This is a genomic window from Escherichia sp. WS33, assembly GCF_046486385.1.
GTDB lineage: Bacteria > Pseudomonadota > Gammaproteobacteria > Enterobacterales > Enterobacteriaceae > ECMA0423.
This window is the reverse complement of record NZ_JBJQLJ010000016.1, coordinates 41,669-63,465: the sequence shown is the minus strand read 5'-3', so window position 1 is coordinate 63,465 and position 21,797 is coordinate 41,669. Positions and strand designations below refer to the sequence as shown.

At 52.3% G+C, this 21,797-nt stretch carries 20 protein-coding genes and 1 pseudogene; 12 read left to right on the top strand and 9 right to left on the bottom strand.

The features are described 5' to 3' along the window. Positions 1 to 65: 65 nt before the first annotated feature. On the top strand, positions 66 to 1,766 hold the full coding sequence (gene narQ / locus ACJHXA_RS14380) for a nitrate/nitrite two-component system sensor histidine kinase NarQ (RefSeq protein WP_000636129.1): 1,701 nt from the start codon (positions 66 to 68) through the stop codon (positions 1,764 to 1,766). Between the two features lie 163 nt (positions 1,767 to 1,929). Next, a complete protein-coding gene (gene acrD, locus ACJHXA_RS14375) occupies positions 1,930 to 5,043 on the top strand; it encodes a multidrug efflux RND transporter permease AcrD (protein ID WP_001273141.1) in 3,114 nt (1,037 codons plus the stop codon). 98 nt (positions 5,044 to 5,141) lie between these two features. On the opposite strand, the gene ypfM is transcribed toward acrD, so the two are convergent. Continuing rightward, entirely contained in the window at positions 5,142 to 5,201 is a 60-nt protein-coding gene (ypfM, locus tag ACJHXA_RS14370) for a protein YpfM (protein WP_001386977.1), read from the bottom strand. Positions 5,202 to 5,581: 380 nt separating this feature from the next. Here ypfM and ACJHXA_RS14365 point away from each other — a divergent pair, with 380 nt between their 5' ends. Genes ACJHXA_RS14365 through ACJHXA_RS14355 form a run of 3 tightly spaced genes read left to right on the top strand, consistent with a single transcriptional unit; the run spans position 5,582 to position 7,297 of the window. Further along, positions 5,582 to 5,938, top strand: a complete 357-nt coding sequence (locus ACJHXA_RS14365; RefSeq protein WP_000258247.1) for an ArsC family reductase — start codon at positions 5,582 to 5,584, stop codon at positions 5,936 to 5,938. Positions 5,939 to 5,941: 3 nt separating this feature from the next. Then, on the top strand, positions 5,942 to 7,069 hold the full coding sequence (gene dapE / locus ACJHXA_RS14360) for a succinyl-diaminopimelate desuccinylase (protein ID WP_001277801.1): 1,128 nt from the start codon (positions 5,942 to 5,944) through the stop codon (positions 7,067 to 7,069). Between the two features lie 27 nt (positions 7,070 to 7,096). Then, complete coding sequence (locus ACJHXA_RS14355; protein ID WP_000383836.1) at positions 7,097 to 7,297, top strand: YpfN family protein; 201 nt, start codon at positions 7,097 to 7,099, stop codon at positions 7,295 to 7,297. 109 nt (positions 7,298 to 7,406) lie between these two features. Here ACJHXA_RS14355 and ypfH read toward each other — a convergent pair whose 3' ends face one another. The 8 genes from ypfH to dapA all read right to left on the bottom strand — a co-directional run bounded on the left by ypfH (position 7,407) and on the right by dapA (position 14,853). Then, the gene (gene ypfH, locus ACJHXA_RS14350) at positions 7,407 to 8,105 is read right to left on the bottom strand and encodes an esterase (protein ID WP_000679823.1); all 699 of its coding nucleotides are present in this window, start codon (positions 8,103 to 8,105) and stop codon (positions 7,407 to 7,409) included. 73 nt (positions 8,106 to 8,178) lie between these two features. Then, positions 8,179 to 10,194, bottom strand: coding sequence for a tRNA cytosine(34) acetyltransferase TmcA (gene tmcA / locus ACJHXA_RS14345; RefSeq protein ID WP_000829329.1), 2,016 nt, complete (start codon positions 10,192 to 10,194; stop codon positions 8,179 to 8,181). Positions 10,195 to 10,208: 14 nt separating this feature from the next. Next, positions 10,209 to 11,072, bottom strand: a complete 864-nt coding sequence (locus ACJHXA_RS14340) for a neutral zinc metallopeptidase (protein ID WP_001267508.1) — start codon at positions 11,070 to 11,072, stop codon at positions 10,209 to 10,211. A 146-nt stretch (positions 11,073 to 11,218) separates the two neighbouring features. Then, positions 11,219 to 11,617: a type II toxin-antitoxin system tRNA(fMet)-specific endonuclease VapC gene (locus ACJHXA_RS14335; RefSeq protein ID WP_000911330.1), complete on the bottom strand. Its 399-nt coding sequence runs from the start codon at positions 11,615 to 11,617 to the stop codon at positions 11,219 to 11,221. Beyond that, positions 11,617 to 11,844, bottom strand: coding sequence for a toxin-antitoxin system antitoxin VapB (gene vapB, locus ACJHXA_RS14330; RefSeq protein WP_000450524.1), 228 nt, complete (start codon positions 11,842 to 11,844; stop codon positions 11,617 to 11,619). Before vapB ends, ACJHXA_RS14335 begins: the two co-directional genes overlap by 1 nt. A gap of 153 nt (positions 11,845 to 11,997) precedes the next feature. Then, positions 11,998 to 12,711, bottom strand: coding sequence for a phosphoribosylaminoimidazolesuccinocarboxamide synthase (purC, locus tag ACJHXA_RS14325; protein WP_001295467.1), 714 nt, complete (start codon positions 12,709 to 12,711; stop codon positions 11,998 to 12,000). A 212-nt stretch (positions 12,712 to 12,923) separates the two neighbouring features. Next, positions 12,924 to 13,958 carry an outer membrane protein assembly factor BamC gene (gene bamC / locus ACJHXA_RS14320; RefSeq protein WP_001297320.1) on the bottom strand — a complete coding sequence of 345 codons (1,035 nt, stop codon included), beginning with the start codon at positions 13,956 to 13,958 and terminating at the stop codon, positions 12,924 to 12,926. Positions 13,959 to 13,974: 16 nt separating this feature from the next. Then, positions 13,975 to 14,853, bottom strand: coding sequence for a 4-hydroxy-tetrahydrodipicolinate synthase (dapA, locus tag ACJHXA_RS14315; protein ID WP_001295469.1), 879 nt, complete (start codon positions 14,851 to 14,853; stop codon positions 13,975 to 13,977). A 145-nt stretch (positions 14,854 to 14,998) separates the two neighbouring features. Here dapA and ACJHXA_RS14310 point away from each other — a divergent pair, with 145 nt between their 5' ends. The 7 genes and pseudogenes from ACJHXA_RS14310 (at position 14,999) to hyfE (ending at position 21,797) form a co-directional block, all read left to right on the top strand. Beyond that, positions 14,999 to 15,571: a glycine cleavage system transcriptional repressor gene (locus ACJHXA_RS14310; protein ID WP_000176187.1), complete on the top strand. Its 573-nt coding sequence runs from the start codon at positions 14,999 to 15,001 to the stop codon at positions 15,569 to 15,571. After that, complete coding sequence (bcp, locus tag ACJHXA_RS14305) at positions 15,571 to 16,041, top strand: thioredoxin-dependent thiol peroxidase (RefSeq protein WP_001068682.1); 471 nt, start codon at positions 15,571 to 15,573, stop codon at positions 16,039 to 16,041. Before ACJHXA_RS14310 ends, bcp begins: the two co-directional genes overlap by 1 nt. A gap of 252 nt (positions 16,042 to 16,293) precedes the next feature. Next, the gene (gene hyfA / locus ACJHXA_RS14300) at positions 16,294 to 16,911 is read left to right on the top strand and encodes a hydrogenase 4 subunit HyfA (protein WP_001295470.1); all 618 of its coding nucleotides are present in this window, start codon (positions 16,294 to 16,296) and stop codon (positions 16,909 to 16,911) included. Beyond that, positions 16,911 to 18,929 carry a hydrogenase 4 subunit B gene (gene hyfB, locus ACJHXA_RS14295; protein ID WP_000339446.1) on the top strand — a complete coding sequence of 673 codons (2,019 nt, stop codon included), beginning with the start codon at positions 16,911 to 16,913 and terminating at the stop codon, positions 18,927 to 18,929. The genes hyfA and hyfB overlap by 1 nt, the downstream gene beginning before the upstream one ends. A 10-nt stretch (positions 18,930 to 18,939) precedes the next feature. Beyond that, positions 18,940 to 19,887, top strand: coding sequence for a hydrogenase 4 subunit HyfC (gene hyfC, locus ACJHXA_RS14290; RefSeq protein WP_001317255.1), 948 nt, complete (start codon positions 18,940 to 18,942; stop codon positions 19,885 to 19,887). A gap of 16 nt (positions 19,888 to 19,903) precedes the next feature. Further along, positions 19,904 to 21,135: pseudogene (locus ACJHXA_RS14285) on the top strand (hydrogenase 4 subunit D). An 11-nt stretch (positions 21,136 to 21,146) separates the two neighbouring features. After that, on the top strand, positions 21,147 to 21,797 hold the full coding sequence (hyfE, locus tag ACJHXA_RS14280) for a hydrogenase 4 membrane subunit (RefSeq protein WP_000147987.1): 651 nt from the start codon (positions 21,147 to 21,149) through the stop codon (positions 21,795 to 21,797).

Here is a 21,797-nt window from a genome sequence, read left to right as displayed (position 1 = left end):
CATCACTGACTAAATTGTGTTTCAGCGAACTGGAACATTAATGATTTTTTGTGGAGAAGACGCGTGTGATTGTTAAACGACCCGTCTCGGCCAGTCTGGCCCGGGCCTTTTTTTACATTGTGCTGCTGTCGATTCTTTCCACGGGTATCGCTCTGCTAACTCTGGCGAGCAGTTTGCGCGACGCTGAGGCTATCAATATTGCCGGATCGCTGCGTATGCAGAGTTACCGCCTGGGCTACGACTTGCAAAGTGGCAGTCCACAACTCAATGCACATCGCCAGTTGTTTCAGCAGGCACTGCATTCACCGGTATTAACCAATCTCAACGTCTGGTATGTGCCAGAAGCAGTAAAAACTCGCTATGCGCATCTGAATGCCAACTGGCTGGAGATGAATAATCGGCTCAGCAAGGGCGATTTGCCGTGGTATCAGGCCAATATTAATAATTATGTTAATCAGATAGACCTGTTCGTGCTGGCTTTACAGCACTACGCTGAACGCAAAATGCTGCTGGTGGTGGCGATTTCCCTGGCTGGCGGTATCGGTATTTTCACGCTGGTCTTTTTTACTTTGCGCCGCATACGCCATCAGGTGGTTGCCCCGCTGAATCAGCTGGTTACCGCCAGTCAGCGTATTGAACACGGACAGTTCGACTCGCCGCCGCTGGATACCAGTCTGCCGAATGAGCTTGGTCTGCTTGCAAAAACCTTTAACCAGATGTCGAGCGAGCTGCATAAATTGTACCTTTCGCTGGAGGCGTCAGTAGAAGAAAAGACCCGCGATCTCCACGAGGCCAAGCGTCGTCTGGAGGTGTTGTATCAATGTTCCCAGGCGCTGAACACCAGCCAGATTGATGTGCATTGTTTCCGCCATATTTTGCAGATTGTTCGCGACAATGAAGCGGCTGAATATCTGGAGTTAAATGTCGGTGAAAACTGGCGGATTAGCGAAGGGCAACCAAACCCGGAATTGCCGATGCAGATTTTACCGGTGACAATGCAAGAGACGGTTTACGGCGAACTGCACTGGCAAAATAGTCACGTTTCATCATCAGAACCGCTGCTTAACAGCGTTTCGTCGATGCTGGGACGCGGTTTGTACTTTAATCAGGCGCAGAAGCATTTTCAGCAGTTATTGTTGATGGAAGAACGTGCAACCATCGCCCGCGAATTGCACGACTCGCTGGCTCAGGTACTTTCTTACTTACGTATCCAGTTGACGTTACTGAAGCGTTCGATACCGGAAGATAACGCCACCGCACAAAGTATCATGGCCGATTTTTCCCAGGCGTTGAATGATGCTTATCGGCAGTTACGCGAGCTGTTGACTACTTTCCGCCTGACGCTGCAGCAGGCGGATCTCCCCTCCGCGTTGAGGGAAATGCTGGATACGTTACAAAATCAAACCAGCGCCAAACTGACCCTCGACTGCCGTCTGCCAACCCTGGCGCTGGATGCGCAAATGCAGGTGCATTTGTTGCAAATTATTCGCGAAGCGGTGCTGAATGCGATGAAGCACGCCAACGCCAGCGAAATCGCCGTCAGTTGCGTCACCGCGCCGGACGGCAATCACACGGTTTATATCCGTGATAACGGGATTGGCATCGGTGAACCGAAAGAGCCCGAAGGTCATTATGGTCTGAATATCATGCGCGAACGCGCGGAACGGCTGGGTGGGACGCTGACTTTTTCACAACCTTCCGGCGGCGGCACGTTAGTGAGTATTAGCTTTCGCTCCGCGGAGGGTGAGGAAAGTCAGCTGATGTAATGCCTCCTACTGACCAAAGAATACTTGCACTTAAGGTTCAGTATAAAAGGGCATGATAATTTACATTAACTCCTTTTTTTCTCCACGATTGGCTCGTACCTTGCCGCTACAGTGAAGCAAGTCAAGCCTACAACGATACGCAGAAACACGAGGTCCTCTTTTAATGGCGAATTTCTTTATTGATCGCCCCATTTTTGCCTGGGTGCTGGCAATCCTGTTGTGTCTGACAGGTACCCTGGCGATTTTCTCATTGCCCGTTGAACAATACCCCGATCTCGCGCCACCGAATGTGCGAGTGACCGCTAACTATCCCGGCGCATCGGCCCAGACGCTGGAAAACACCGTGACCCAGGTTATCGAGCAAAATATGACCGGCCTCGATAATCTCATGTATATGTCATCTCAGAGCAGTGGCACCGGTCAGGCATCTGTCACTTTAAGTTTTAAAGCAGGCACCGATCCGGACGAAGCCGTGCAGCAAGTACAAAACCAGCTGCAATCAGCCATGCGAAAGTTACCGCAGGCGGTGCAAAATCAGGGCGTGACGGTGCGTAAAACCGGCGATACCAATATTCTGACCATTGCTTTCGTCTCTACCGATGGTTCGATGGATAAACAGGATATTGCCGATTATGTTGCCAGTAATATTCAGGACCCGTTAAGCCGCGTGAATGGCGTCGGGGATATCGATGCCTATGGTTCGCAATATTCCATGCGTATCTGGCTGGACCCGGCGAAACTCAACAGTTTCCAGATGACGGCTAAAGATGTCACTGATGCCATTGAGTCACAGAACGCGCAGATTGCGGTTGGGCAACTTGGTGGTACACCTTCCGTCGATAAGCAGGCGCTCAACGCCACCATTAACGCCCAGTCACTGCTGCAAACACCAGAACAGTTCCGCGATATCACCTTGCGGGTGAATCAAGACGGCTCAGAGGTAAGGCTGGGCGATGTCGCCACCGTCGAAATGGGGGCGGAGAAATACGATTATCTTAGCCGCTTCAATGGTAAGCCAGCCTCCGGGCTGGGGGTAAAACTGGCCTCCGGCGCAAACGAAATGGCGACAGCGGAGCTGGTACTCAATCGTCTCGACGAGCTGGCGCAGTACTTCCCGCACGGACTGGAATACAAGGTGGCGTATGAAACCACCTCGTTTGTTAAAGCCTCCATTGAAGACGTGGTGAAAACGCTGCTGGAAGCTATCGCTCTGGTTTTCCTCGTTATGTATCTGTTCCTGCAAAACTTCCGCGCCACGCTGATACCCACTATCGCCGTGCCGGTGGTGTTGATGGGAACCTTCTCCGTACTTTACGCCTTTGGTTACAGCGTCAACACCTTAACCATGTTCGCGATGGTGCTGGCGATCGGTCTGCTGGTGGATGACGCCATCGTGGTGGTGGAAAACGTCGAACGTATTATGAGTGAGGAAGGACTCACTCCTCGCGAAGCCACACGTAAATCGATGGGGCAGATCCAGGGGGCACTGGTCGGGATTGCGATGGTTCTTTCGGCGGTATTTGTACCAATGGCCTTCTTCGGCGGCACCACCGGTGCCATCTATCGCCAGTTCTCTATTACCATTGTTGCGGCGATGGTGCTGTCAGTACTGGTAGCGATGATCCTCACTCCGGCTCTGTGTGCCACACTACTTAAGCCACTGAAAAAAGGTGAGCATCACGGGCAAAAAGGCTTTTTTGCCTGGTTTAACCAGATGTTTAACCGCAACGCCGAACGCTACGAAAAAGGGGTGGCGAAAATTCTCCACCGTAGCCTGCGCTGGATTGTGATTTATGTCCTGCTGCTTGGCGGCATGGTGTTCCTGTTCCTGCGTTTGCCGACGTCGTTCTTACCGCTGGAAGACCGTGGCATGTTTACTACCTCGGTACAATTGCCCAGCGGTTCAACCCAACAACAGACCCTGAAAGTCGTTGAGCAAATCGAGAAATATTACTTCACCCATGAAAAAGACAACATCATGTCGGTGTTTGCCACTGTTGGTTCTGGCCCCGGGGGTAACGGGCAAAACGTGGCGCGAATGTTTATCCGCCTGAAAGACTGGAGCGAACGCGACAGTAAGACCGGCACCTCGTTTGCCATTATCGAGCGTGCAACAAAGGCGTTTAACAAGATTAAAGAAGCTCGCGTTATCGCCAGCAGCCCGCCAGCAATTAGCGGTCTTGGTAGTTCTGCGGGTTTTGATATGGAGTTGCAGGACCACGCTGGAGCAGGTCACGATGCGCTGATGGCAGCACGTAACCAGTTGCTGGCGCTGGCGGCGGAAAACCCGGAGCTAACCCGTGTGCGCCATAACGGCCTCGACGACAGTCCGCAGTTGCAGATTGATATCGACCAGCGTAAAGCTCAGGCGCTGGGCGTTGATATCGACGATATTAACGACACACTGCAAACCGCCTGGGGTTCGAGCTATGTTAATGACTTTATGGATCGCGGTCGCGTGAAGAAAGTCTATGTGCAGGCAGCTGCGCCGTATCGCATGCTGCCAGATGACATTAATCTCTGGTATGTCCGAAATAAAGATGGCGGCATGGTGCCCTTCTCTGCTTTCGCGACCTCACGCTGGGAGACAGGCTCGCCGCGTCTGGAACGCTATAACGGTTATTCTGCGGTTGAGATTGTTGGGGAAGCCGCACCGGGGGTCAGTACCGGTACGGCGATGGATATTATGGAATCGTTAGTGAAGCAGTTGCCAAACGGCTTTGGTCTGGAGTGGACGGCGATGTCGTATCAGGAGCGGCTTTCCGGCGCGCAGGCTCCGGCGCTGTACGCCATTTCCTTGCTGGTAGTATTCCTGTGTCTGGCGGCATTGTATGAAAGCTGGTCGGTACCGTTCTCGGTAATGCTGGTCGTGCCGCTGGGGGTTATCGGCGCGCTGCTGGCAACCTGGATGCGCGGGCTGGAAAACGACGTTTACTTCCAGGTGGGCCTGTTAACGGTCATTGGTTTATCGGCGAAAAACGCCATCCTGATCGTCGAGTTTGCTAACGAGATGAACCAAAAAGGCCACGACCTGTTTGAAGCGACGCTCCACGCCTGCCGTCAGCGTTTACGCCCGATTCTGATGACCTCGCTGGCATTTATCTTCGGCGTATTGCCAATGGCAACCAGCACGGGTGCCGGTTCCGGTGGTCAGCATGCGGTGGGTACTGGCGTAATGGGCGGGATGATTTCAGCTACTATTCTGGCTATTTACTTCGTGCCGCTGTTCTTTGTGCTGGTGCGCCGCCGCTTCCCGCTGAAGCCGCGCCCGGAATAAGCAATAAAAAAGGCGACATGCCAATGTGTCGCCTTTTTCAACTTTCCGATTAAGAACCTGCTCAGCGGGTTCTTGCTGTTTATACTTTGTCTCGGGAATTACTTACGAAGCATAACTTCGATAAAGTCTTTCCAGTTCCCCAGTTCACGTTCAATCATAACAACCTCTCTTATAATTATGGGTATTCTACGGAAACAATATACCGTGGTGAAGCTAATTTACTCGATTGCTGCGATGACTACCTCCGGGGGACAAACCTTATGTAAATACTATGGTCCTGCGGTGATAATTTGTATGTGATACACAGCAACATTTCGAGATATTCATACGGCATCTAATACTGATTTAATTCTGGTTAAAATACAGACAGATAACAAGATGAATATTCTTAATGTTTACGTTAAAAATGTTTAATATTATTTAATAGTTGTTAATTTGAATACTTCGATAATGTTATATTTCCTGATAATCATTTGCAGGCAAAATGTTTTCACCCTTAAATGAGTATTTATTCTCATAAATCGAAAAAGGATTCATTATGGTTACACTTTACGGCATCAAAAATTGTGACACCATTAAAAAGGCTCGCCGTTGGCTGGAAGCCAATAACATCGACTATCGTTTTCATGATTACCGCGTCGATGGGCTGGACAGCGAATTATTGAACGGTTTTATCAACGAATTAGGCTGGGAAGCGTTACTGAACACCCGTGGTACAACCTGGCGTAAACTGGACGAAACCACCCGCAATAAAATCACCGATGCGGCCTCTGCGGCGGCATTAATGACTGAAATGCCTGCAATTATCAAACGTCCATTGCTCTGCGCGCCTGGTAAGCCTATGCTGCTGGGTTTCAGTGATTCCAGTTATCAGCAATTTTTCCATGAGGTGTAGTCTATGTCGTGCCCGGTTATTGAGCTGACACAACAGCTTATTCGCCGCCCTTCCCTGAGTCCTGATGACGCAGGATGCCAGGCTTTGTTGATTGAACGTTTGCAGGCGATCGGTTTTACCGTTGAACGCATGGATTTTGCCGATACGCAGAATTTTTGGGCATGGCGTGGGCAAGGTGAAACGTTGGCCTTTGCCGGGCATACCGACGTGGTGCCGCCTGGCGACGCCGATCGTTGGATCAATCCGCCGTTTGAACCCACCATTCGTGATGGCATGTTATTCGGACGCGGTGCGGCAGATATGAAAGGCTCGCTGGCGGCGATGGTGGTAGCGGCAGAACGCTTTGTCGCACAACATCCCAACCATACGGGGCGACTGGCATTTCTGATCACCTCTGATGAAGAAGCCAGTGCCCACAACGGTACGGTAAAAGTCGTCGAAGCGTTGATGGCACGTAATGAGCGTCTCGATTACTGCCTGGTCGGCGAACCGTCGAGTATCGAAGTGGTTGGTGATGTGGTGAAAAATGGTCGTCGCGGATCGTTAACCTGCAACCTTACCATTCATGGCGTTCAGGGGCATGTGGCCTACCCGCATCTGGCTGACAATCCAGTACATCGCGCAGCACCTTTCCTTAATGAATTAGTGGCTATTGAGTGGGATCAGGGCAATGAATTTTTCCCGGCGACCAGTATGCAGATTGCTAATATTCAGGCGGGAACGGGCAGTAACAATGTTATTCCGGGTGAACTGTTTGTGCAGTTTAACTTCCGCTTCAGCACCGAACTGACTGATGAGATGATCAAAGCACAGGTGCTTGCCCTGCTTGAAAAACATCAACTGCGTTATACGGTGGACTGGTGGCTTTCCGGGCAGCCATTTTTGACCGCGCGCGGTAAACTGGTGGATGCGGTCGTTAACGCGGTTGAGCACTATAATGAAATTAAACCGCAGCTACTGACCACAGGCGGAACGTCCGACGGGCGCTTTATTGCTCGCATGGGGGCGCAGGTGGTGGAACTCGGGCCGGTCAATGCCACTATTCATAAAATTAATGAATGTGTGAACGCTGCCGACCTGCAGCTACTTGCCCGTATGTATCAACGTATCATGGAACAGCTCGTCGCCTGATGAGTGGTTCTGCAAGAGGAAATAAGCATGGACTGGCTGGCTAAATATTGGTGGATTCTGGTGATTGTCTTTTTGGTAGGCGTCCTGCTGAACGTGATTAAAGATCTCAAGCGCGTCGACCATAAGAAATTTCTCGCCAACAAGCCGGAGCTTCCCCCGCATCGTGATTTCAACGATAAGTGGGACGATGACGACGACTGGCCGAAAAAGGATCAACCGAAGAAGTAAGCTGAGTGCTCAACCGTAGGCCGGATAAGGCGTTAACGCCGCATCCGGCAATGGTGAACGATGCCTGATGCGACGCTCACGCGTCTTATCAGGCCAGGTAATCTGTCTTTTACATCATTTCAATCACATCATCATCGCCAGGCTTACCGCCACTTAGCGCTTCGTCGAAATAATGTTTCGGAATGGTATAACGCAAGTGATCCAGGGCAAATTGCATACTGCGATTGTCGATCGCATGGCCTAAATCCTCCACGATATCCAGCGTCACGTCACCACCGGCACTGATTAACGCTTCCTGCGCCGCAACCGCATGCGCCAGATCGATAACCGGATCTTCACCGCCATGAATCAGGTGAATTGTCGTGGCTGTAGACGCAGTTTCCGGCAGGCTCGCATAGCGTCCGTTAAAAGCAATGACGCGTGAAGCAAGGCCCGGTTCGGCTTTAATGCTCTCCAGCACCATAATCGCGCCTTGAGAGAAACCGATGAGTGCCGTGGCGTTAGCCCCTACTCCGCTCTGTTTCTGCCAGTAGCGCACCGTTTCAATAAACGTCGGCATGATCGCATCCACACGCGCCTGGCGATTATCTTCCGTAATACCCTGCACCGAAAACCACTGACGCCCCGCCGGATTACCGCTCGGCTCCGCGCCACCGACACTCACCACCAGCGCATCAGGAAACAGCGGTGCAAACCAGCTACCTATTTCCCCCATTGCCACCGGGTTATCCCCGACACCGTGGAAAAGCAGTAACAACTGTTGCGCAGGTTTATCCGGGCTTTGAACAACAAAATGGTCATGTTTCATGGCGAACTCCTTAACTGATGTCATTAATTTTACGCCGCTGACTCACAATGACCATGGGAGAAAATTGAAGGAGTCAGTGAAAAAATTGCCATTGCGTTATGCGATCGCGCAGACGCTCAGTGCGAACATCATTAAGTGCGCACAGCGCCTGCGCGGCCTCTTCCCGCTGACGGACCAGTAACATCTTGCGGCCTGAAAGTTTAAGTGTGGTACATAACTGCGCATCACTGGCATTTTTCTGTAAACGCCCACGCAGCGCCGGTAATGCCAGTTCACTGGTTTGTAGCAGACGCAATAAGCAACCTAACGACGTTAATAGCGGACGATGAGCAAAAGCAAAACCGGCCAGTTCAAGCCAGTCGTCGTCAGAAAGCACGATATCGTTTAGTGGATCAACAGGAAGTGTTTCGCCATTCCACTGCGCGAGAGCTTGCGCATCGCGACGTAAACGGTAATGCTCACGTTCAGCCAGCTGTTTACCCGCATCACTCATCGGTAACAGCGCCATCGCCGTATAGCAACCGCTGCTGGCTTCACGATGATTACCCATCCGCACCAGCACAAAACCGCAGCGGTGCCAGAAACGCCATAACTCCCCGGTGTAACCAAAACTCACCGAAAGATAGTCGAGGTCACGCGTATATTGCAAAGCACCAGCAATAAGTTGCTGCCCTGTGCCTTCCCGCTGACGCGCCGGATGAACTGCTATCCGGCTGACCCGCCGTCCACGCAATGTCGCTGCCAGTGGATTGCTACCGTGCGCCGCCAGCGACTGGGCCACCAGATTACCCCGCGGGCGACGAAAACCTGCCCATACCGCCTGACTGAGTTGTTGAGATAATCCCCCCTCATCCACCAGCCACAGCGCTCCGGCAATCTCGTTTTCGCCAGCCGCCTGTAAAAAATGTTGCCCTGGTGCATCCATCATCCGGCGTAAATCCAGCGGCGAAGTCCGGTAGTGCGCACCAGACAATAACTGATAAACCTTTAACGGCGTTTCTGGCTCGCTTCGCCATAACGTTTGTTCAAATGCGGAAATGACGATATTGCCTTGTGGTGTATGGGTGAAGTTTTCATCGTCAAAAACCAGTGCCTCACTAACCATTTTTTCCAGCGGGCATCCCTGTGCCCAGCGGATCGGCTGTTGCAGTTCAAAACGGTGTAAATGCGGAAAGCGAGCGCAAAATTTCAGCAAAAAACCACGTCCGGTGCCTTCGTAGCCCTGCACCGTAGTGGTTAACAACGTTCGAGGAAAACGCGATACCAGTTGATGCAACAACGGCGCAGGTATGGCTGCGGCTTCGTCGACCACCAGCCAGTCGGCTTGCTCATCGCTGGCTAACAAGGCATCCGGTGCAATAAAGCGAAACTTCTCGCCCGCAAATTGTGCCAGTACATCCGTTGCCGCTTTTGCGGGCGCGGTGACAATCGCACTGCCCGCAATACGAGAAATGAGTTGCCCTGCCAACGCCGACTTACCGCGCCCACGCGCAGCCGTTACCGCTGCCACGCCCGGAGGCATGGTCAGTAGCTGCTGTAAGAGTTGCTGTTGTTCTGGTTGTGGTGCGCCGGTCGCGGGGTGCCAGTCAGTACGGGGAGTAAAATGCGCCAACGAGAACGGCTGGTTTTGCCGCCAGAGGATAGCGTCGTTATCCGCCGTAAGTACGCGTTTGAGATGCTGGACAAAATGCGGCGTCGCAATAGGGTCAGGGCAATCACTCCAGCGCAGCGAGTCGGCATCAGGTTGGTTTTCCCACTCTTCCCATACAGGGAGTAACAAAACCAGCCAGCTTCCCGCTTTCAACGTTCCGCTAAGTGCTGCAAAGGCAGCGGCATCAAAGCCGTGGCGGGCGTCGAATACCGCATGCCGGAACTCGCGCCCAAGTAAAGTTTGTAGCGCCGAGGGTGAACAGTGGTTTTCAGCATCTGGCTGCGGCGAAATCCACAGCCAGTCGCCAGGTAAGGCATCACGCAACTTAAGCGCATGATCAAAACACCAACCCTCTTCCCCGCTCAACACCAGCAAGCGGCGGATCCCTTCACGTTTCATTTGCGCTGTTAATGTGTGAAGCGCAGTCAGTTCAGCCATCCCTGCCCCGGAAGTTAAATGCTTTTACCAAAAGTATTGCATTGTGCCGGATCGCCGCTGTCGAAACCACGTTTAAACCAGCTGTAGCGTTGCTGAGAAGTGCCATGTGTGAAACTATCTGGTACTACTCGCCCCTGACTTTGCTGTTGTAAACGGTCATCGCCGATGGCCTGCGCCGCGTTCAGCGCCTCTTCCAGATCGCCGGTTTCCAGAACGCCTTGCTGCTGCATACTATGCCCCCAGACACCGGCAAAACAGTCGGCCTGGAGTTCCATACGCACAGATAAGCGGTTCACTTCCGCCTGCGTCGCGTTTTGTTGCAGTTGACGAACTTTCGGCTCGATGCCTAACAGTTTCTGCACATGATGACCGACTTCATGGGCGATAACGTACCCCTGGGCAAAATCGCCATCCGCGCCAAGTTTGTCTTTCATGTCATCATAGAAGGAGAGATCGATATAAACTGTGCCATCCGCCGGGCAATAGAACGGCCCCATAATGGACTGACCAGCCCCGCAGCCGGTGCGCGTCATTCCACGGTACATGACCAGCTTCGGTTGCTGATAGGTCTTACCCATCTTCTCGAACTGTTGTCCCCAGGTGTCTTCCGTGGTTGCCAGAATCACCGAGGTGAATTTTGCAGCTTCGTCTTCATTAGGGCTAATGGACCGCGTTGATTGTTGTTGGGAAACCGGCTGTCCAGTCATTAACCCGGTTAAATCAACACCATAGTAGCCTGCAACCAGCACGACTAACAGTAAAATCAGCCCGCCTTTACCGCTTGGCAGGCGAAAACCAGGACCGCCCATAGACGGACCACCGGAGCTGTTGCGCCTGTCTTCAACATTGTCACTTTCACGTCGCCCTTGCCAACGCATAGATACCTCAACAATATATTCATTATAGAAATGATCGTAGGTGGTTCAGAGGAAGATTACCACAGGAAAGCGGGATGAAATGGCGGAGGAATTAAGGCTTCATGCCACGTTATATAATTTACGAATGTTAGAAGTAAAAGAGAATGTTAGCTCCAGTCTTCTAGTCTGATTCCCGCCACTCGCTCAAACTCTCGGGTATTGTTGGTAACCACAATCAAACCGCGACTGCGAGCATGTCCCGCTATCATCTGGTCAAAAGGTCCAACAGGCCTTCCCTGCCGGGCAAGCTCGGCCCTGATTTGCCCGGTATGCGTCGCAGCAGCACTATCATAATCAAGCACTACCAAACGAGATACGAAACCTTCAATAACCGCCAAATTGCGTTCTGGCATCTGACTTTTTTCTGCCCCATAGATAAGCTCCATCAATGTTACAGAACTTATACACATCCGGCCAGAATTCAGGTTAAACCGCTCTCTGACATGTACTGGTTTATTCTTAATAGTGAAAATACAGATATTGGTATCCAGCATGAATTTCAGCATCAAAATGATTCCCTTTCCTGCATTGCGGGTTGATCACGGATATCCATAAAATCCGCACTCACATTTTCGCCATCAAACCAACTGTCCCAGGACTCACCGGCGGGAGTGATGATTCTTGTACGACCAATCGCAATAATTTCTACTTTCTTAACGTCTTCTGGCAGAGCGACCGCTTTCGGTAATCTGACGGCCTGACTGCGATTACTTAAAAATACAGTAGTTTCCATAGCCCCCCCTTTTTGGGATATACGTTATGTATATACATATTGGCCTGGTATGACTTTCCTGTCAAAGGGAGATAATGAGAAGTATTGTAGCGGGGGTATCAAAGACATTTAGCCGGAGTACCCTCCGGCTAAAGAAACAAGCAACCAGAAAAATCAGTCCAGCTGTACACCCAGGCGGCGGGCGACGGCTTCATAGGCTTCGATCAGGCCACCGAGGCTCTGGCGGAAACGGTCTTTGTCCATTTTCTCCAGTGTTTCTTTGTCCCACAGGCGGCTGCCGTCCGGGGAGAACTCATCGCCCAGTACCACTTCACCTTTGTACAGGCCAAACTCCAGCTTGAAGTCGACCAGAATCAGACCAGCATCATCGAACAGTTTTTTCAGCACGTCGTTCGCTTTGTAGGTCAGCTCTTTCATACGCGCCAGGTTCTCTTTGCTCACCCAGCCAAAGGTTTCGCAGTAAGATTCGTTGACCATCGGATCGTGCATGGCGTCGTTTTTCAGGAACAGATCGAACAGCGGCGGGTTCAGCTCAATACCTTCTTCGATTCCAAGACGTTTCACCAGAGAGCCAGCAGCACGGTTACGCACGACACACTCAACCGGCACCATATCCAGCTTTTTCACCAGACATTCGGTATCGGAGAGCAGACGCTCCATTTGAGTCGGGATACCCGCTTCAGCCAGTTTGCTCATGATGAAGTAGTTGAACTTGTTGTTCACCATACCTTTGCGATCAAACTGCTCAATGCGCGCGCCATCCCCTGCTGACGTATCATTGCGGAATTCGAGCACCAACAGGTCCGGGTTTTCCGTGCTGTATACGGTTTTCGCTTTACCACGATACAACTCAGCTTGCTTTTGCATCTTTATCACTCCTGGGTATGAATTAACGTTTTAAAATCTTTTGCTGTCTGGTGTGCCGGATGTTTTGTCGGATGCGGCGTGAACGCCTTATCCGAACTACGTCCGACAAACAAATTTCGTGCGAATTACCGCTAAAATCGCGTTTTCCTGCCGACGCACACGTTTGCGTATCATATCAGAAAAAAGGGCCGGATGATTCCAGCCCTGTATTTTTACTTGCTAAACGCAGCCTGGAAGACAGCTACCAGCGCGTCGTTCTGACTCTGAGTCAGAGTATGACCTTTCGGATCGATGAACTGTAGGCTGCTGCGGTTATCTAAATCGCCAACCTGCAGTTTATAGTCACCGGATGCCAGGCCTGGATCGCTCGCGCCCAGTTCCTGCCAGTCGCTGTCAGACAGCGGCTTATAAGTTACGGCCATGTTACCCTGCGAACGGGTGCTGTCGGTCACTTTCATGCCCACTTTTTCCAGCGCCGCTGGCAGACGTTGCCAAACCACATTGAACGGCCCGCGTACGACCAGCATCGGTAAACCGGTGTCATCAGCTGCACTTTGTACGTCCATAGTGGTGGAGGCACGATTTTGCGCAGCGTTCGCGGCGTCAGTGGCAGATTTATCCAGACCGGCGGAAATAACGTTCATCATCTCCGTGCTGTAACGCTGCATGGAAGCCGCGTCTGCAACCGGTTTGCCCGCCTGTTCCAGGTTCAGCAGTTTAACCGTAACCGCCTGCTGATAACCCTGCGGCTTAACAGAGATTTGATAACGACCACGATACTGCTCGTCTTCGTCCAGACGGTTCCATTGTACCCAATCGGTGGTCAGTGTCTGACCAGCATCATCACGTTGGGTGATGGTGTAGTTTTTCGCCTGCAGCACACTAACCACCTGCGGCCACAGAGTATTGCCACGACCATTTTCCACCAGCAATGAAGCGGTATCGCCCGTGAACTGGGTACGCGCGCCAGAAACCAGTGCCAGCGGCTGGGCTGGTGGACGAATGTCCAGCGCCTTACCGACAGCACCACTACCGTTGGTCACCGGGATTGCATAATCACCGGAGGTCACCGGCAAAATCATTCCAGCCGGGGCATGAAGCTCCGCAAGCGGTGCCGCTTCCAGGTAGGCTTCATCACCACTGACCTGACGCTTATAGCGTGAGTCAGAACTACAGGCAGCGAGTAATAAAACAAGCGAAACACCCGCAACCTTTGCCAGGCGCGACTTTTGAACAGAGTAAGCCATCAAATCTCCCTAAACTTTACAGCAAACCGGCATGCTTAAGCGCCGCTCTGACCGTCTCACGACCACTGTCGGTGATTGGTGTCATTGGCAGGCGCAGCGTATCGGTCGCCACAAGACCCAGTTCCTTACATGCCCATTTCACCGGGATTGGATTGGGTTCGACAAATAGTTTGTTGTGTAATGGCATCAGACGCTGATTAATAACGCGTGCCTCGGCAAAATGCCCTTCTGCTGCCAGTTTGCACATCTGGGCCATATCACGCGCTGCGACGTTAGCCGTAACGGAAATAACCCCATGACCGCCCAATTGCATGAAGTCCAGCGCGCTCGCATCATCGCCGCTCAGCAGAACAAAATCATCTGAAACCAGCTCTTTGATCTGGTTTACACGCGTTAAGTTCCCTGTTGCCTCTTTGATTCCGATAATATTTTTTACTTTCGCCAGACGGCCCACCGTTTCCGGGAGCAGATCGCAGCCAGTACGGGACGGCACATTATACAGAATTTGCGGCAGGTCAGTATGCTCAGCGATGGCTTTGAAATGCTGATACAAACCTTCTTGCGACGGACGATTGTAGTAAGGGGTTACCGTCAGGCAGCCGACGATACCACTGTCATTGAAGCGCTGCGTCAGGCTAATGGCTTCCGCAGTAGCGTTAGCGCCGGTCCCGGCAATTACCGGAATGCGCCCATCAGCCAGCTCCAGCGTCATCATCACCACATCAGCATGTTCGTCATGATTTAAGGTAGCGGACTCGCCAGTGGTGCCAACAGAAACGATCGCCGAAGTACCGCTGGCGACATGATAATCAATCAGTTTTTTCAAGCTAGCCCGACAGACATTACCTTTTTCATCCATCGGAGTAACAATCGCGACAATACTTCCCGTGAACATGGGCCATCCTCTGTGCAAACAAGTGTCTCAATGGTACGTTTGGTATGGCATTAAAAGCAAGCAGACAGAACCGTTCTGATTGTTGTATGCATGTTTTTTTTATGCTTTCCTTAAGAACAACTCACCCCTTAAAGGAATAACCAGTTTGACACTGTCATCGCAACATTATCTGGTGATCACTGCGTTGGGTGCCGATCGCCCTGGAATTGTGAACACCATCACCCGTCATGTCAGTAGTTGCGGCTGTAATATTGAAGACAGTCGCCTGGCGATGCTGGGAGAAGAGTTCACGTTTATTATGCTGCTTTCCGGTTCATGGAATGCCATTACTCTGATTGAATCAACGTTACCGTTGAAAGGTGCCGAACTGGATCTTTTAATCGTGATGAAGCGCACGACGGCGCGTCCGCGTCCGCCAATGCCAGCATCTGTCTGGGTTCAGGTCGATGTGGCAGACTCCCCGCATTTAATTGAACGCTTCACAGCACTTTTCGACGCGCATCATATGAACATTGCGGAGCTGGTGTCGCGCACGCAACCTGCTGAAAATGAACGGGCTGCGCAGTTGCATATTCAGATAACCGCCCACAGCCCCGCATCTGCGGACGCAGCAAATATTGAGCAAGCGTTCAAAGCCCTATGTACAGAACTCAATGCACAAGGCAGTATTAACGTCGTCAATTATTCCCAACATGATGAACAGGATGGAGTTAAGTAATGAATCCACTGAAAGCCGGTGATATCGCACCGAAATTTAGCTTGCCGGATCAAGACGGAGAACAAGTTAATTTGACCGACTTCCAGGGACAGCGTGTTCTGGTTTATTTCTACCCGAAAGCCATGACCCCCGGCTGTACCGTACAGGCCTGCGGCTTACGCGATAACATGGATGAGTTGAAAAAAGCGGGCGTTGATGTGCTGGGTATCAGCACCGATAAACCCGAAAAACTCTCCCGTTTTGCGGAAAAAGAGCTGCTTAACTTTACGCTCCTGTCTGATGAGGACCACCAGGTGTGCGAACAATTCGGCGTCTGGGGTGAAAAGTCCTTCATGGGCAAAACCTACGATGGCATTCATCGCATCAGCTTCCTGATTGACGCTGATGGCAAAATCGAACATGTCTTTGACGATTTCAAAACCAGCAATCACCACGACGTTGTGCTGAACTGGCTGAAAGAACACGCCTGATTACTTTGCTCCATTCCGTGCTGGCTGCGCTTGCGGCCAGCATACCTCACTTCTCGTGATCAAGATCACATTCTCGCTTTCCCCTGCGACACGGGTGTCGAATCCATTTTTTGCTGAACGTTAATGACCATCATTTTTGTACCGTTCAGAATCCAGTCAATACATAACTTATTGAATATATTGAGTTAATAAGAATGGCATCCTTTATGCAATATGAAATGCAATGTTTCATATCATTTTCAAGGAGCCGACATGAACCGCTTTGTGGTGGCCGAACCACTGTGGTGTACAGGATGTAATACCTGTCTCGCTGCCTGTTCGGACGTGCATAAAACGCAAGGTTTACAGCAACACCCGCGCCTGGCCCTGGCGAAGACGTCAACAATCACTGCCCCTGTCGTGTGTCATCACTGTGAGGAAGCCCCTTGCCTGCAGGTCTGCCCGGTCAATGCCATCTCTCAGAGGGATGATGCGATCCAACTCAACGAAAGCCTCTGTATTGGCTGCAAGCTTTGCGCCGTGGTCTGCCCATTTGGCGCAATCAGCGCTTCAGGAAGCCGTCCGGTGAATGCCCATGCGCAATATGTTTTTCAGGCTGAAGGCTCACTCAAAGACGGCGAAGAAAACGTGCTGCCCCAACATGCGTTGCTGCGCTGGGAACCGGGTGTCCAGACCGTCGCGGTGAAATGCGACCTGTGTGATTTCTTGCCAGAAGGTCCGGCCTGCGTTCGCGCTTGCCCGAATCAGGCGTTACGGCTGATCACCGACGATAGCCTGCAACGTCAGATGAAAGAAAAACAGCGCCTTGCCGCAAGCTGGTTTGCCAATGGCGGGGAGGATCCCCTTTCCCTCACTCAGGAGCAACACTAATGGATGCCCTGCAATTATTAACCTGGTCGCTGATCCTCTATCTGTTTGCCAGTCTGGCTTCGCTGTTTTTACTCGGTCTGGACAGACTGGCTATTAAGCTTTCCGGCATCACATCGCTGGTGGGCGGCGTGATTGGCATCATCAGCGGAATTACGCAATTACATGCTGGTGTAACTTTAGTCGCCCATTTTGCCACCCCTTTTGACTTTGCCGATTTAACCCTGCGAATGGATAGCCTCTCGGCATTTATGGTGCTGGTTATCTCCTTGCTGGTGGTGGTTTGTTCGCTCTATTCATTGACTTATATGCGCGAATACGAGGGCAAAGGCGCGGCGGCGATGGGCTTCTTTATGAATCTTTTCATCGCATCGATGGTTGCCCTGCTGGTGATGGACAACGCTTTTTGGTTCATCGTGCTGTTTGAAATGATGTCGCTGTCTTCCAGGTTTCTGGTCATTGCCAGGCAGGATAAAACGTCGATCAACGCTGGCATGCTCTACTTTTTTATCGCCCACGCCGGATCGGTGCTGATTATGATCGCCTTCTTGCTGATGGGGCGCGAAAGCGGCAGCCTCGATTTTGCCAGTTTCCGCACGCTTTCACTTTCTCCGGGGCTGGCGTCGGCGGTGTTCCTGCTGGCCTTTTTCGGTTTTGGCGCGAAAGCCGGGATGATGCCGTTGCACAGCTGGTTGCCGCGCGCTCACCCTGCCGCACCATCGCACGCTTCGGCGTTGATGTCTGGCGTAATGGTCAAAATCGGTATTTTCGGCATCCTGAAAGTAGCGATGGACCTGCTGGCGCAAACGGGTTTGCCGCTGTGGTGGGGCATTCTGGTGATGGCGATCGGCGCAATCTCCGCGCTCCTGGGCGTGCTGTATGCGCTGGCGGAACAGGATATCAAACGGCTGCTGGCCTGGAGTACCGTCGAAAACGTCGGCATTATTTTGCTGGCAGTCGGTGTGGCGATGGTCGGTCTGTCACTGCACGACCCGCTGCTCACCGTGGTTGGACTGCTCGGCGCACTGTTTCATCTGCTCAACCATGCGCTGTTCAAAGGGCTGCTATTTCTCGGCGCGGGCGCGATTATTTCGCGTTTGCATACCCACGACATGGAAAAAATGGGGGCACTGGCGAAACGGATGCCGTGGACAGCCGCAGCATGCCTGATTGGTTGCCTCGCGATATCAGCCATTCCTCCGCTGAATGGTTTTATCAGCGAATGGTACACCTGGCAGTCGCTGTTCTCACTAAGTCGTGTGGAAGCCGTAGCGCTACAACTTGCGGGTCCTATTGCTATGGTAATGCTGGCAGTCACTGGTGGGCTGGCAGTAATGTGCTTCGTAAAAATGTACGGTATTACTTTCTGTGGTGCGCCGCGCAGTACACACGCTGAAGAGGCACAGGAAGTGCCAAATACGATGATCGTCGCCATGCTACTGCTCGCGGCACTCTGCGTATTAATTGCGCTTAGTGCCAGTTGGCTGGCACCGAAGATAATGCATATTGCCCATGCGTTTACCAATACCCCTCCCGTCACTGTCGCCAGCGGAATAGCACTTGTACCCGGCACGTTTCATACACAGGTCACCCCCTCATTACTGTTGCTGTTACTACTGGCGATGCCTTTGCTGCCTGGCCTTTACTGGCTGTGGTGTCGTTCGCGCCGCGCAGCGTTTCGTCGCACAGGAGATGCCTGGGCATGCGGCTACGGCTGGGAAAATGCGATGGCCCCGTCAGGCAATGGCGTGATGCAGCCGCTGCGTGTGGTCTTCTCTGCGTTATTTCGTCTACGACAACAGCTCGACCCTACGCTGAGGCTAAATAAAGGTTTTGCGCACGTCACCGCCAGGGCTCAGAGCACAGAACCCTTCTGGGATGAGCGGGTGATCCGCCCCATCGTGAGCGCCACCCAACGGCTGGCCAAAGAAATACAGCATCTGCAAAGCGGCGACTTTCGTCTCTATTGCCTGTATGTGGTCGCCGCACTGGTTGTGCTGCTAATCGCTATTGCCGTCTAAGGAAATCACCATGAGACAAACTCTTTGCGACGGATATCTGGTTATTTTTGCGTTAGCACAGGCCGTGATTCTGCTGATGCTAACCCCACTTTTTACGGGTATTTCCCGGCAGATACGCGCGCGTATGCACTCCCGCCGCGGGCCGGGGATCTGGCAGGATTATCGCGATATCCACAAACTGTTTAAACGCCAGGAAGTTGCGCCGACATCTTCAGGTCTGATGTTCCGCCTGATGCCGTGGGTATTAATCAGCAGCATGCTGGTGCTGGCGATGGCCTTACCACTGTTTATTACCGTTTCCCCTTTTGCGGGCGGCGGCGATCTGATCACCCTTATCTATCTTCTTGCCCTGTTTCGTTTTTTCTTTGCTCTTTCCGGGCTGGATACCGGAAGTCCGTTTGCGGGAGTCGGTGCCAGTCGCGAGTTGACGCTCGGCATTCTGGTCGAACCAATGCTTATTCTCTCACTGCTGGTATTGGCGCTGATAGCAGGTTCCACGCATATCGAGATGATCAGCAATACGCTGGCGATGGGCTGGAACTCGCCGCTAACCACCGTACTGGCGTTACTGGCCTGTGGTTTTGCCTGCTTCATTGAGATGGGAAAAATTCCCTTTGATGTTGCTGAAGCAGAACAGGAATTACAGGAAGGCCCGCTGACCGAATATTCCGGTGCCGGGCTGGCGCTAGCGAAATGGGGGCTGGGGCTGAAACAGGTCGTGATGGCATCACTGTTTGTGGCCCTGTTTCTGTCCTTTGGGCGCGCGCAAGAACTTTCTCTCGCCTGCCTGCTGACTTCACTTGTCGTTACGCTGCTCAAGGTTTTGCTGATTTTTGTACTGGCCTCAATCGCAGAAAACACGCTGGCACGCGGGCGTTTTTTACTCATTCACCATGTGACCTGGCTTGGCTTCAGCCTTGCTGCGCTTGCATGGGTCTTCTGGTTAACCGGTCTGTAAGGAGCACTGACGGAATATGGAAAATCTTGCTCTGACGACGTTATTGCTGCCTTTTATCGGCGCACTGGTCGTTTCGTTTTCGCCACAACGTCGGGCCGCCGAATGGGGGGTTTTGTTCGCCGCGCTGACCACGCTGTGCATGTTGTCGCTGATCTCCGCGTTTTATCAGGCCGATAAAGTTGCCGTCACGTTGACGTTGGTCAACGTGGGGGATGTGGCATTGTTTGGCCTGGTCATTGATCGCGTGAGTACGCTGATTCTGTTTGTGGTGGTGTTTCTCGGTTTGCTGGTCACGATCTACTCCACGGGTTATCTGACGGATAAAAATCGCGAACACCCGCATAACGGCACGAATCGTTATTACGCATTTTTGCTGGTGTTTATCGGCGCGATGGCGGGACTGGTACTCTCCTCGACGCTGCTCGGTCAGTTGTTGTTTTTTGAAATTACGGGCGGCTGCTCCTGGGCGTTGATCAATTATTACCAGAGCGATAAAGCGCAGCGTTCAGCACTAAAAGCGTTGCTTATCACCCATATCGGTTCGTTGGGGTTGTATCTTGCCGCCGCCACGCTGTTTTTGCAGACCGGAACGTGTGTGCTTAGCGCGATGAGCGAGTTACATGGCGACGCACGTTATCTGGTTTATGGCGGCATCCTGTTTGCCGCGTGGGGGAAATCGGCCCAGCTACCGATGCAAGCGTGGCTACCGGATGCAATGGAAGCGCCAACACCGATCAGTGCCTATCTCCACGCCGCATCGAAGGTGAAAGTGGGCGGCTGGCACTGGAGGGCAGCATCGCCTACATCGTCAACCACGCGTTCGCTAAAAGCCTGTTTTTCCTTGTAGCAGGTGCGCTGAGTTACAGCTGCGGCACGCGCTTGTTGCCGCGTCTGCGTGGCGTATTGCACACCCTGCCGTTGCCAGGCGTGGGTTTCTGCGTGGCAGCGCTGGCGATTACCGGTGTGCCGCCGTTCAACGGCTTCTTCAGTAAATTCCCGCTGTTTGCTGCCGGTTTTGCGTTGTCAGTGGAGTACTGGATCCTGCTGCCCGCCATGATTCTGCTGATGATTGAATCGGTCGCCAGTTTCGCCTGGTTTATTCGCTGGTTTGGTCGCGTTGTGCCTGGCAAACCGAGCGAGGCCGTCGCCGATGCCGCACCGCTGCCAGGGTCAATGCGCCTGGTGTTGATTGTACTGATTGTGATGTCGCTGATTTCCAGCGTAATCGCCGCGACCTGGTTGCAGTAAGGAGATGATGAATGACCGGTTCTATGATCGTAAATAATCTGGCGGGACTGATGATGCTGACATCGCTGTTTGTGATTAGCGTCAAAAGCTATCGCCTGTCATGCGGATTTTACGCCTGCCAGTCGCTGGTGCTGGTGTCTATTTTCGCCACTCTCTCGTGCCTGTTCGCCGCAGAGCAACTGCTGATCTGGTCCGCCAGCGCCTTTATCACCAAAGTGCTGCTGGTACCGTTAATCATGACTTACGCTGCACGAAATATTCCCCAGAACATCCCGGAAAAAGCGTTATTCGGTCCGGCAATGATGGCACTGCTCGCGGCGTTAATTGTCCTGCTTTGCGCATTTGTCGTTCAGCCCGTGAAGCTACCGATGGCTACCGGGCTGAAACCGGCGCTGGCGGTAGCGTTAGGTCATTTTCTGCTTGGCCTGCTGTGCATTGTCAGCCAGCGCAATATCCTGCGGCAAATTTTTGGTTACTGCCTGATGGAAAACGGCTCCCATCTGGTGCTGGCGCTTCTTGCCTGGCGAGCACCGGAACTGGTGGAAATAGGTATCGCTACCGACGCCATCTTCGCCGTCATTGTGATGGTGTTACTGGCAAGAAAAATATGGCGTACCCACGGCACGCTGGACGTGAACAACTTGACCGCGCTGAAGGGATAA

What these genes read in the sequence shown, in the direction of transcription:
- dapA (WP_001295469.1), bottom strand. Translation starts at nt 14,853, where the DNA reads ATGTTCACGGGAAGTATTGTCGCGATTGTTACTCCGATGGATGAAAAA.
- purC (WP_001295467.1), bottom strand. Translation starts at nt 12,711, where the DNA reads ATGCAAAAGCAAGCTGAGTTGTATCGTGGTAAAGCGAAAACCGTATAC.
- tmcA (WP_000829329.1), bottom strand. Translation starts at nt 10,194, where the DNA reads ATGGCTGAACTGACTGCGCTTCACACATTAACAGCGCAAATGAAACGT.
- ypfH (WP_000679823.1), bottom strand. Translation starts at nt 8,105, where the DNA reads ATGAAACATGACCATTTTGTTGTTCAAAGCCCGGATAAACCTGCGCAA.
- hyfA (WP_001295470.1), top strand. Translation starts at nt 16,294, where the DNA reads ATGAACCGCTTTGTGGTGGCCGAACCACTGTGGTGTACAGGATGTAAT.
- acrD (WP_001273141.1), top strand. Translation starts at nt 1,930, where the DNA reads ATGGCGAATTTCTTTATTGATCGCCCCATTTTTGCCTGGGTGCTGGCA.
- ACJHXA_RS14365 (WP_000258247.1), top strand. Translation starts at nt 5,582, where the DNA reads ATGGTTACACTTTACGGCATCAAAAATTGTGACACCATTAAAAAGGCT.
- hyfC (WP_001317255.1), top strand. Translation starts at nt 18,940, where the DNA reads ATGAGACAAACTCTTTGCGACGGATATCTGGTTATTTTTGCGTTAGCA.
- dapE (WP_001277801.1), top strand. Translation starts at nt 5,942, where the DNA reads ATGTCGTGCCCGGTTATTGAGCTGACACAACAGCTTATTCGCCGCCCT.
- hyfE (WP_000147987.1), top strand. Translation starts at nt 21,147, where the DNA reads ATGACCGGTTCTATGATCGTAAATAATCTGGCGGGACTGATGATGCTG.
- ACJHXA_RS14335 (WP_000911330.1), bottom strand. Translation starts at nt 11,617, where the DNA reads ATGCTGAAATTCATGCTGGATACCAATATCTGTATTTTCACTATTAAG.
- bamC (WP_001297320.1), bottom strand. Translation starts at nt 13,958, where the DNA reads ATGGCTTACTCTGTTCAAAAGTCGCGCCTGGCAAAGGTTGCGGGTGTT.
- ACJHXA_RS14340 (WP_001267508.1), bottom strand. Translation starts at nt 11,072, where the DNA reads ATGCGTTGGCAAGGGCGACGTGAAAGTGACAATGTTGAAGACAGGCGC.
- hyfB (WP_000339446.1), top strand. Translation starts at nt 16,911, where the DNA reads ATGGATGCCCTGCAATTATTAACCTGGTCGCTGATCCTCTATCTGTTT.
- vapB (WP_000450524.1), bottom strand. Translation starts at nt 11,844, where the DNA reads ATGGAAACTACTGTATTTTTAAGTAATCGCAGTCAGGCCGTCAGATTA.
- ACJHXA_RS14355 (WP_000383836.1), top strand. Translation starts at nt 7,097, where the DNA reads ATGGACTGGCTGGCTAAATATTGGTGGATTCTGGTGATTGTCTTTTTG.
- bcp (WP_001068682.1), top strand. Translation starts at nt 15,571, where the DNA reads ATGAATCCACTGAAAGCCGGTGATATCGCACCGAAATTTAGCTTGCCG.